General features: G+C 48.4%; 8 protein-coding genes and 2 pseudogenes. 3 read left to right on the forward strand and 7 right to left on the reverse strand.

Annotated features, from left to right (window positions below):
- Nucleotides 1-88: 88 nt before the first annotated feature.
- Together KKE17_14770 and KKE17_14775 are read left to right on the forward strand one after the other, a co-directional pair.
- Nucleotides 89-574 (forward strand): hypothetical protein, encoded by a 486-nt coding sequence (locus KKE17_14770; protein MBU1711262.1) that lies wholly within the window; start codon nucleotides 89-91, stop codon nucleotides 572-574.
- Between the two features lie 139 nt (nucleotides 575-713).
- The gene (locus KKE17_14775; GenBank protein MBU1711263.1) at nucleotides 714-956 is read left to right on the forward strand and encodes a hypothetical protein; all 243 of its coding nucleotides are present in this window, start codon (nucleotides 714-716) and stop codon (nucleotides 954-956) included.
- A 459-nt stretch (nucleotides 957-1,415) separates the two neighbouring features.
- Here the strand turns inward: KKE17_14775 and KKE17_14780 are convergent, their stop codons facing one another.
- The 3 genes and pseudogenes from KKE17_14780 to KKE17_14790 form a co-directional block, all read right to left on the reverse strand.
- The gene (locus tag KKE17_14780; protein ID MBU1711264.1) at nucleotides 1,416-2,321 is read right to left on the reverse strand and encodes a diguanylate cyclase; all 906 of its coding nucleotides are present in this window, start codon (nucleotides 2,319-2,321) and stop codon (nucleotides 1,416-1,418) included.
- A 380-nt stretch (nucleotides 2,322-2,701) separates the two neighbouring features.
- A complete protein-coding gene (locus KKE17_14785; protein MBU1711265.1) occupies nucleotides 2,702-3,124 on the reverse strand; it encodes a hypothetical protein in 423 nt (140 codons plus the stop codon).
- A 32-nt stretch (nucleotides 3,125-3,156) separates the two neighbouring features.
- A pseudogene (locus KKE17_14790) lies at nucleotides 3,157-3,308 on the reverse strand (DNA-3-methyladenine glycosylase I).
- Between the two features lie 409 nt (nucleotides 3,309-3,717).
- On the opposite strand from KKE17_14790, the pseudogene KKE17_14795 reads away from it, so the two are divergent.
- Nucleotides 3,718-5,457, forward strand: a pseudogene (locus tag KKE17_14795) (histone deacetylase family protein).
- A gap of 116 nt (nucleotides 5,458-5,573) precedes the next feature.
- On the opposite strand, the gene KKE17_14800 reads toward KKE17_14795, so the two are convergent.
- The 4 genes from KKE17_14800 to KKE17_14815 all read right to left on the reverse strand — a co-directional run.
- Entirely contained in the window at nucleotides 5,574-7,475 is a 1,902-nt protein-coding gene (locus KKE17_14800; GenBank protein MBU1711266.1) for a GNAT family N-acetyltransferase, read from the reverse strand.
- Nucleotides 7,476-7,592: 117 nt separating this feature from the next.
- A complete protein-coding gene (locus tag KKE17_14805; protein ID MBU1711267.1) occupies nucleotides 7,593-7,928 on the reverse strand; it encodes a YajD family HNH nuclease in 336 nt (111 codons plus the stop codon).
- 183 nt (nucleotides 7,929-8,111) lie between these two features.
- A complete protein-coding gene (locus KKE17_14810) occupies nucleotides 8,112-9,365 on the reverse strand; it encodes an NAD(P)/FAD-dependent oxidoreductase (GenBank protein ID MBU1711268.1) in 1,254 nt (417 codons plus the stop codon).
- A 156-nt stretch (nucleotides 9,366-9,521) separates the two neighbouring features.
- A partial coding sequence (locus KKE17_14815; GenBank protein ID MBU1711269.1) for a hypothetical protein occupies nucleotides 9,522-9,903 on the reverse strand: 382 nt, incomplete at its 5' end.

Raw genomic sequence — 9,903 nt, forward strand, 5'->3', positions numbered from 1 at the left:
CAATCTCAATTGATCATTGTCTGTAGGCTTCTGGGTACACAAATTACAAGTTGTTTTTTTTGAGCAATAGTATATACTGGTATATACTATGAAGCTCGTTGAACTCTGCATGAAACTGAATGAACATAAGGTGTCTTACGCCATCGTGGGTGGTCATGCTGTGGCCCTTCATGGAGCTATACGGGGTACTGTTGATTTTGATTTTATTATTAAGTGGACCAAGGCGAATCTGTTAAGAGCGGAGAGGGCTTTGAATGATTTAGGCCTTGTTCCCCGGCAACCCATTACTGCGGAAGATCTTTTTTCCTATAAAGACGAGTATGAAAGGAACAAAAATCTTAAAGCGTGGAATTTTGTGAATCTGAAAAATCCCCTTGAGCAGGTCGATCTTGTGATTATCTGGGATCTTGCCGGGATGAAGGCTGAAACAATCAAGATTCAAGGGATTTCGATACGGATACTGTCTATAGACGACCTGATTCGGACAAAAGAGGGGACAGGGAGACAACAGGACATTGAGGATGTTAAAGCATTAACCCGCATTTCTCACCAGAATTTGCTAAAGAATGGGTAACTTGCTGAAAACATGTAATTTTTTAGGTTGCAGAGTAATATTGCTCAATAACACACTGTATCTTTTAGAAAAGAGTTTTGTGTTGCCGAATATTGGCCGGATTGTCTCGTGAGAAAAGCGGGTTGGGGAGGTTGAAAAAATGAAAGCTATTCAATACTTTTCGGACGAGTATCTGGAGACCTGCCGGAACATGTCTGCGGAACAAATTGTTGACTTTCTGGATGACTTCCATGCAATGCATGCGAGTCCCAAGGACAGGAGCCGCTTGATCAGCATCAAAATTCCTGAAAGTCTGCTAGGCGCCTTTCGCCGGAAAGCAGATGCGCACGGCGTTAAGTATCAAACAAAGATTAAGGACCTCATGCGGGCCTGGTTGGAATAATTCAGATAAGGGGGCCGCTTTTGACTTCTGTGATTGATTCGATTGCCTTAATTTGAAGTATCAATAGCTACTATGAAGGGCAGAGAAAGTCTTATCCGCGACATTACCGTTTCCAGTGTAACCTACTGAGGAAAGTCAACAATCTCTTTTCAAATGCCCTGTTTCAACCTCGCAGAATACGGTCTCGACTCCGCTCATTTCAGACGGGAAAAGCGCGTTCATAAACGATCCAGTGTTGATTTTGATGTTTACCATTCACCAGGACCTGAGTCAAATGATGACCCCGGAGTGATTTTTCTGACAAAAAAATAACGCTGGCGGTCAGCGTAATCTGACGGTCACGTAGTGTCAATTGAATTAGGATACTGGAGTGATAGGGTTGGTGCGGAAAAAAAGCGTGGGATGGGTCGAGGAGGCGGTTAAAACGGGGGACGGTCCGGGGCCGAGCCCGGGGAGGGATCAGATGCTGACTTGGTTGCGGCCGGCTGATTTTGCCCGGTAAAGGGCCTGGTCGGCGCGTTCAATAACCCTGACCCATTTTTCTCCGATGCATTCTTTGTCAAAGGCGGCCACTCCGCAGCTTACGGTGAGTTTGCCGGAGTCTGCGCCTTTATGTTCGATATTAAGCGCTTCAATGCTTTGTGTGATGCGCTGGGCGACGATCTGGGTTTTTTCAAGATTCTGGTCCGGCAGGATAACGATGATCTCTTCGCCGCCGTAACGAAAAACCTCATCTGAAGTTCGACTGGTATCCTTGATCGAGGTGGCGACTTTACGGAGTATCTGGTCACCTGATTGGTGGCCGTAGATATCGTTGTATGATTTGAAGAAATCAAGGTCGCACATTATGGCGCCGTAAGACTGTTGGTAACGGCAGGCGCGGTCATGGGATTTTTCGATGACTTCATGAAAGCTCCTGCGGTTGCCGATCTCTAAAAGCGGATCAATGCGGATGAGCAGCTCAAGTTTTGCGTTTTCTTCCTGAAGGTTTTTGTAGTGGTTGAGGATTCTTTCCCCTGCCCTGATCCTGCTTTCCAGTTCGTCGAGAACAAAAGGTTTTGCCAGATAATCATCAACGCCTGCGGCAAAGGCATTGATGATATCGATGATTTCGCCTTTTACGGTGAGCAGCATGAAATAAATGTAATCATGACCTTCCTGGTTGCGGATCGCCCGGCAGAGCTCGATGCCGTCAAGTTCCGGCATTATCCAGTCGGAGATGACGAAATCAATTTGTTCTTTGTGGAGTATCGCAAGGGCGGCCAGTCCGTTTGGAGCAGTCAGCGGGGAGAGGCCCATCTTTTGCAAGGCGTTTTCAAGACTCTTGCATAATTCCGTGTCATCCTCAACTATAAGTATTTTCATGTGGTTATCTTTGGCCAGTGGAGGTCCGGAGTCATTTTTTTAAAATATTTGTATTTGAGCGATTTGAGGTCGAAAAAAACACCTGATTGCGTAAGGATTTAACTCATACCATACCCAATAAAGAGCGGCAATGAATTCGGCATCGATTATATAAGAAAGAACATGAAACCAGTGAGTTCCGAGATTGTGCCTGACTTTTTAGATTATTCTGTTTCTGGGTTTTTCCGGTGAATGAGGCAAGCCAGGAATGATTACTGTAAGGTAGAGGGACACCCTGATTTCATTGGGAAAGATTTGGAAGTCTTTTGATGGTTTTTCCACTGGGGTGAATATTTTTGCAGGAAAAGCATGTGGTTCCTTATGTTGTCAGGTCCCAGTATTCATAACCCTAGCTTTTCTTTTAATCGGTCAATGAAGTTATTCTGCTTTTGGCTGAGGATTTTCATGTCTGAGGGCGCGATGCGCAGAGAGATTTTTTTGCCGTTGCCCCATGGCCACCAGGCGCAGTATATAAAATGGTTCGGGTCGGGTTCCGAGGTGAAAAGCATCTGTCCGGGGGAAAGACCTCCAAGCATATTGTTCACCGCCTTGATGGGTTCCGGGGCGTTACCGATATTTCCATTGTCCCAGGTAATCATCAGATGGCGGCAAAGAATTTCACGGATTTTTCCCTGATCCTGCACTTCAATTTCGCTGAGCAGGGTGGAGAAGCGATTGTCCAGTTTCCAGGTGAGAGTGCCTTGAAACACAAAAAGGAGTTCACTCCAGATTTTTTCGGGGTTTGTGAGAATGGGATCTGTCATAGGGTATTCCGCAGAGTATCTTGATATAATTTTCAGTTAAGCCGTTTTATCTCAGGATTTCGGGAGCAGTCGACAATGTGGTCATTGACCATACCCACTGCCTGCTGAAGACGTTTCAGCTTGTTGATCCGACAAACTTGAAGACTCTTTTTTTGAGTGCTTTAGCCATTGCATCTGATTCAGGTGCTTTTAAGACAAATAAATCATAACAGTGGGCGCTGTTTATTCAAAAACAATTATGCCCAAGTGACAAAGTAGATAGGCGTCGGCATGTGGAGCTACGTCAATGGACTGGGCTGTTCGACTCGCCGTTGGGTGAGTATTCATGAAAAAACGCAGCGCAATTTATTCGATTATACGTGGCATAAAACCTGTTAGAGTTATTAATAACTAAATTATTTTAAAGCCATAGCCATTTTTTCAGGAAGGGCCATGAATTTTTCTGCTATGGTGAATCATTGCTCCCTGTTACGCATTTAAGGGGAGTGGCACCAGGCCCTGCTTTCATTGGCAACAACACGCTGCGAAGTTGCCTCCGTCGGGTTATCGCCGGACAGGGGAAGACAAAGCGGTTAACTGCAAGGATTTATCATATGTTCCGCATCCGACGAGTGTATGACAGTACCCTGCCCATCGACAGTGACGCCATTGCCCAGGTTCAGGAAATACTGGGCAAGCAGTTTCCCGGGCTTTCACGCAAGTCAATCGACAGCCTGCCCTCCAAGCTGCTCAATCCGTTCAAGTATCAATTCCGCACCATTCTCTTTGTGGCGGACGGCCATCGTAACCGGGTGAAGGGTTTTGCCCTGGTCGACTATGCGCCTGATCTCAATTTCAGCTATCTAGATTTTCTTTCGGTGCAACCGACAAAAAATGCCGGAGGCATCGGCGGCGCCCTTTATGAAAAGGTGCGGGATGAGGCGAAAAACCTCAAATTCTGCGGCATCTTCATGGAGTGTCTGCCTGATGATCCCAGGCTCTGTCTCCATCGGTAAACTCTCAAGCAGAACAAGTCCAGGTTGCGCTTTTATGAACGATATGGTGCGGTGCCGATCATCAACACGGCCTACGAAACGCCCCTGGAAAAAGGGGGCGACTGTCCGCCCTACCTGGTTTACGATCAGCTCGGCGAGAACAACCCTCCGACCCTGGAGTCAGCCAGAAATATTGTGCGGGCCATTCTGACCAGAAAGTACGGAAAGGCATGTCCCGCAGGGTATATCGACATGGTGGTCCAGTCATTCAAGGACGACCCGATCCGCCTCCGGCCGTTCCGTTACATCAAAACCGAACCCGAAAAGGTGAAAACCATCTTTTCCCTGGAGCAGCGCATTGCCCTTGTGGTGAATGACAAACATGATATCCACCATGTCCATGAACGGGGATATGTCGAGGCTCCAGCCCGGATCAAATCCATCTTGAAAGGCATTGAACAGACCGGTTTTTTTGAACAGAAGCCTGCGCGTCATTTTCAGGAAAGCTATATCAAACAGGTGCATGACTCAAAGTTTGTCGAGTATCTCAAGCGGGTGTGCACTCATGTGGAGCCGGGGAAATCGGTCTACCCTTATGTTTTCCCGATCCGTAACGCCACCCGGCCCCCCAAGGAGCTGCCGGTGCGGGCAGGGTATTACTGTATTGACACCTTTACCCCTCTCAATCGCAATGCCTATGTGGCGGCGAAGGGGGCTGTTGACTGCGCCCTGACCAGCGCCAGTCTGCTCTTTGAGGGGTATCGGATTGCCTATGCCCTGGTCCGCCCTCCTGGCCATCATGCGGAACGCAAGGTTTTCGGGGGATTCTGCTATTTCAACTCAAACGCCATCGCCGCCAATTTTCTCAGCCGCCACGGCAAGGTGGCGGTGCTTGATGTTGATTATCATCACGGCAACGGCACCCAGGATATTTTTTATGACCGAGGGGATGTGTTCACCGTCTCCATCCATGGGCATCCAAGCTTTGCCTACCCGTATTTTGTCGGTTTCGGTGATGAACAGGGAGAAGGCCCGGGCTATAAATGTAACAAAAACTATCCAATGCCGGAAAAACTTGACGGTGCGGGATACCGGCAGGTACTGGAACGGGCCCTGAAACGGATCCGCTTGTTTTCCCCCCGTTTTCTGGTTCTGGCACTGGGCTATGACCCGGCCAAGAATGACCCCACCGGTTCCTGGGATCTCCAGGCAAAGGATTTTTACCAGAACGGTCTGCTTATCGGCCGGCTGCGCCTTCCCACTGTGGTCGTGCAGGAAGGTGGATATCGCACCAGTTCACTGGGCAGCAACGCCCGCGGCTTTTTTAATGGACTCTGGGAGGGTATGCACCGGCAGTAAGGAATATTTTGCCTCGGGCCTGATCGCTTCGTATTTCGAGCCTTTCACGGGTCACCTCAGCAGAAAGCCCTTTCGGCCTAATTGCTCCGGCTGAAAGTTCATGCTAATCACATTCATTATTTTTTGGTTTTTTTTCTGGGTGGTTTACTCTTTTTGTCGGTGAATTTGAAATGAAAAGAGAAGGTGTCGTCCATAGCTTCGAACTGAATGGCATAGGGGGAAGTTTTTAAGACATGAAGCATCGAATCATTCATCTGTAATACTTCACCCATGAATCCACTGATTCGTTTTTCCTTGGCTATATCAATCAATCTGCTCAGCATATGCCTGGTCAGGCCTTGATTCCTGGAGCCTTTTGCCACGGTAAAGGCAATTTCCGCGACGTTGAGGGAATGATTCAGGTAGTAGGAACCCATGGAAACGATTTTCTGGTTTTCCTGATCTCCAATGAGGCCGACCATGGCAAAGATGGATTCATAGTCCACATTGACCGCTGTCTGGGTTTCTTTGTGGGAGAAAGTGCTTTGGGGCGAGAAGAACCGGAACCTTCTGTCCTCCGGGTCCAGTTCATAATACAGTTCCTGCAGCATGCGCTCATCAGTGGTTTTGACTGGACGAAAAAAGATGTGTTCACCTTCTGGTGTTGTATAGCTCCATTCATATTCTTCCGGATAAAGGACAACGACCCCATCCTGAGTCTGAGGAAGGATTTGATCCTTGTAGACGAAATTAAGTTCTTTTGCCTTATCCAGGAGTTCCTGTCTGAACTTGGGGTGGGCGATACCGATCATCTGAAGAACCCGGTTTCTGATGGATTTTCCATGAAGAAAAGCAATACCCCATTCGGTTATGACGTAATGAACTTCACTTCTGGGAACAACTACCCCGGCAGCAGGATCCAGCGTTGCCACAATCCGGGATTTTTTGCCGTCGCCGGTGACACTGGGCAGACAGATTATCGGCTTGCCACCCTTTGAAAGAGCCGCGCCTCTGGAGAAATCAAGCTGGCCGCCGACGCCGCTGAAGATCTCGGCGCCGATACTGTCGGAGTTGACCTGTCCGGTAATTGAAACCGACAGGGCGGCATTAATGGACACCTGTTTGGTGTTTTGAGCGATGTTGAAAATGTTGTTAATCGTTTCTGTGGAGCGGAATTCGATGAAAGGGTTTTCATCAACATAATCATAGAGCTGTCGGCTCCCCATGGCAAAAGAAGTAAGGATGTGCGGGTGATAACTTTTACGGCAGTTAATCACCCCGGATTCAATCAAATCCATAATCGAGTCTGAAATCACCTCGCTGTATACTGACAGATCCTGCTTTTCCTTCAAATACATCAATGCCGCATTGGGAATATCGCCGATGCCGAACTGCAGGGTTGAACCATTTTCAATGATTCTGGCACAATGCATACCGATCCTTCTGGCGGTCTCATCAGGCTCCGGGTAGATAAATTCCAAAAGGTCGGTCTCTTCGTAGACAAAATGAGCGATATCATCGAATCGAACAAAGGAGTCGCCGCTGGTTCTCGGCATTTTCGGGTTAATCTGGGCAATAACCATCTTGGAGTTTTCAAACACGGTGCGGTTGATATCGACATTTATGCCCAGGGAACAGAAACCAAATTTGTCAGGGGGGCTTAACTGCAGGAGGGCCACATCGATCCGCATCTGGCCGGTCGTGATCATTTCGGGAATATCGGACAAAGAGATCGGGATATAGTCGGCCTTGCCTTCGTTGACTGCCTGGCGAATGGAATTGCCGACAAAAAAGGCTTGATGCCGATAGAGAGAGGGTTCAAGGTCATCAAAAAACTTGTTATCCGATAGGGTGAGAAAGTGAACCAGCTCACAGTCTGTGAACAGCCGTTTGTTCAGCACCAACTGTTCAGTGAGCCTGATTGGTTCACTGCAGCCGGTTCCGATAAAAATTCTTGACCCGGGTTTTATGAAGCGATGCAGATCTTCGGCATTGATTTCAAGCTCTTTGTTTTGTTTGCGCCAGTTAGGGGTAGGCATTAGTGTGCAGAATTCCTGATGTCAGAGTCTTTTCATTCTTGCGCAGGGAGATAATCATATAAATCTCAAAGATCCCACTTGTAAAAAAGGCTACAGGATATCTTGCGTGAGATCAAATTATTCTGTTTCATCGTTTTTTTTATGCGGGGCAGATCCATGCAACAGTTTACTGAGCCCTGCAAAAGGCGAGTGGGTGGCTATCGGTCCTTTTTCGGTATCCGACCTTTGAGTATTCTGCCATTCGGACTCCAGGGAGCGGGAATGTTCGTTGTCGTGGCAGTAGATGCACAACAACTCCCAGTTGCTGCCGTCCGGGGGATTGTTCTTGTAATTATGATCCTTGTGATGGACGGTGAGTTCGGGGAGTTTTTTGCCGGAAAATTCCCGGGCGCATTTGGCACATACCCACGGGAAGAGCTTCAGCGCCTGATTTCGGTATTCTTGATTTTTCATTTTCTCTTCTCACCGTATGGCCGGAAATTTATTTTAAGTACAACGAGCCAGCAGAATACATTTGATCAGGTTGACGGTCTCAGGCCGGATCGACTTTCCCTGGCAGTTTTAGGCTAAATTAGCCGGTTTTATCTGTCATGTGAAGCTGATTTTTTTGTTTCTGCTCACTTGTTCGTAATCCATTCATTCAGTGCCAATTATTTCTGCGGCGCTCCGTCCTGCAAGCCAGCCGGTTGAGAATGCCGCCTGCAGATTGTAGCCACCGGTGTCAGCCTGAATGTCCAGCAATTCTCCTGCAATGAACAGGCCCTTTATTTTTCTGGATTCCATGGTCCTGGGGTCAATCTCCCGGGTATCTATGCCGCCGGCAGTAATAATTGCCTCGGCAAAGGGTCTGTAGCCGACAACCTCCAGCCGGAAATCCTTGAGCCAGCTCCTGAGGCGCATGCGTTGTTTTGCCGAGAGGTTGCCGGCCGGGAGATCGGCTGGAATGCCGGTAAGATCAAGGCAGGCTGCCAGCATTTCCCGGGGAATCAGCCCACGCAGCAGGCTGCTGATCTGCTCCTTGGCTCGCGCAGCAATGTCGCGCTGCAGACGTGCATCAAGTTTTTGTTCATCAAGGGCGGGTTTAAGGTCAATGGAAATGGCGACTTTATGCCCGGCCCGCAAGGAGTCCACTGCTTCACCGCTCAGGGTGAGAATTGCCGGCCCGGTGAGTCCGAACTCAGTAAAGACGATTTCCCCGAATTCCTCCCTTTTTTTCTTGTTGTTGACCAGCATCCGGACATTGATATTACGAAGATTGAGTTCTGCCATGCTTTTTGCTGTATCTCCGGAAATTACCAGGGGTACAAGGGCCTGGCGCACCGGGATGACTGTATGTCCCAGGGATTCGCAAAGACGGTAACCGTCGCCGGTGGAACCGGTGGCAGGATAGGATGCGCCGCCGGTGGCAAGGATTACCGCATCACAGGGGATTTCCTTGCCTTGACAAATAACCCCGGTGACGCGGCCATCAACTGTCAGTATTTTTTCAACAGGAGCGGCATGTTTGATCTGGACCCCGGCCTTTTTATTCCACGCAAGAAGAGCTCTCTGGACATCCGGGGCTTTGCCGCTTGCAGGAAAAACCCGGCCGCCTCTCTCGGTCACCAGTTCCAGACCCAGTTCATTGAGGAATTCCATGAGATCGGCATTGAAGAACCGGGCAAAGGCCTGGCGGAGGAATGGGCCGGTTTTGCCGAAATGGGCTATGAAGTCGGCGATCTCGGCGATATTGGTGATGTTACAGCGGCCCTTGCCGGTAATACAGAGTTTGATGCCGGTTTTTTTCATTTTTTCAAGGAGCAGGGTTTCCGCTCCTGCTTCAGCTGCCTGGCCGGCAGCCATCAGCCCTGCCGGCCCACCGCCTATGACAATTACTTTCCGTGCCTTCATTTTTGTCGGTTCTCTTGGGTCCTGGGTCTGGTGGAGTGGAATTTATAAGAGGAATTAAAAGAGAGTATCTTTACCATGACAGGTGAAGAGTTGATAGGGTCTTGGGGGCATGGACTACTCCTTGATGGTTTGCCTTCAGGGATTAAACGGTATCCTTCATTTTTTCTCTTTGATATCTTTGTATTCTTCCGGGTAATGCTCCTCCATGCAGGTTGGACAGATGGAATGGCTGAACTGTGCTTCGGTATGTTTTGCCACAAAGGCCTCGACCCTGTTCCAATAGCCCTTATCATCTCTTATCTGCTTGCAGTATGAACATATCGGCACTATGCCGCGCAATGTTTCTATTCTGTTCTGGTAGGCGGTGACAGATAAATTTATAAGAATCAAAACGACAATTGTAATAGCCACGCAAATGACAAGGTTAATGATAAGAGTTATGAAAATCTGTTTTATTGTTTCCTTTTCCGGTTGTTCAACCACCAGGTACCATTCAAATTCTTTAATGTAGCGGATGTTTGTATGCACCACCTGGCCA

The sequence above is a fragment of the Pseudomonadota bacterium genome, assembly GCA_018823135.1.
Lineage (GTDB): Bacteria > Desulfobacterota > Desulfobulbia > Desulfobulbales > CALZHT01 > JAHJJF01.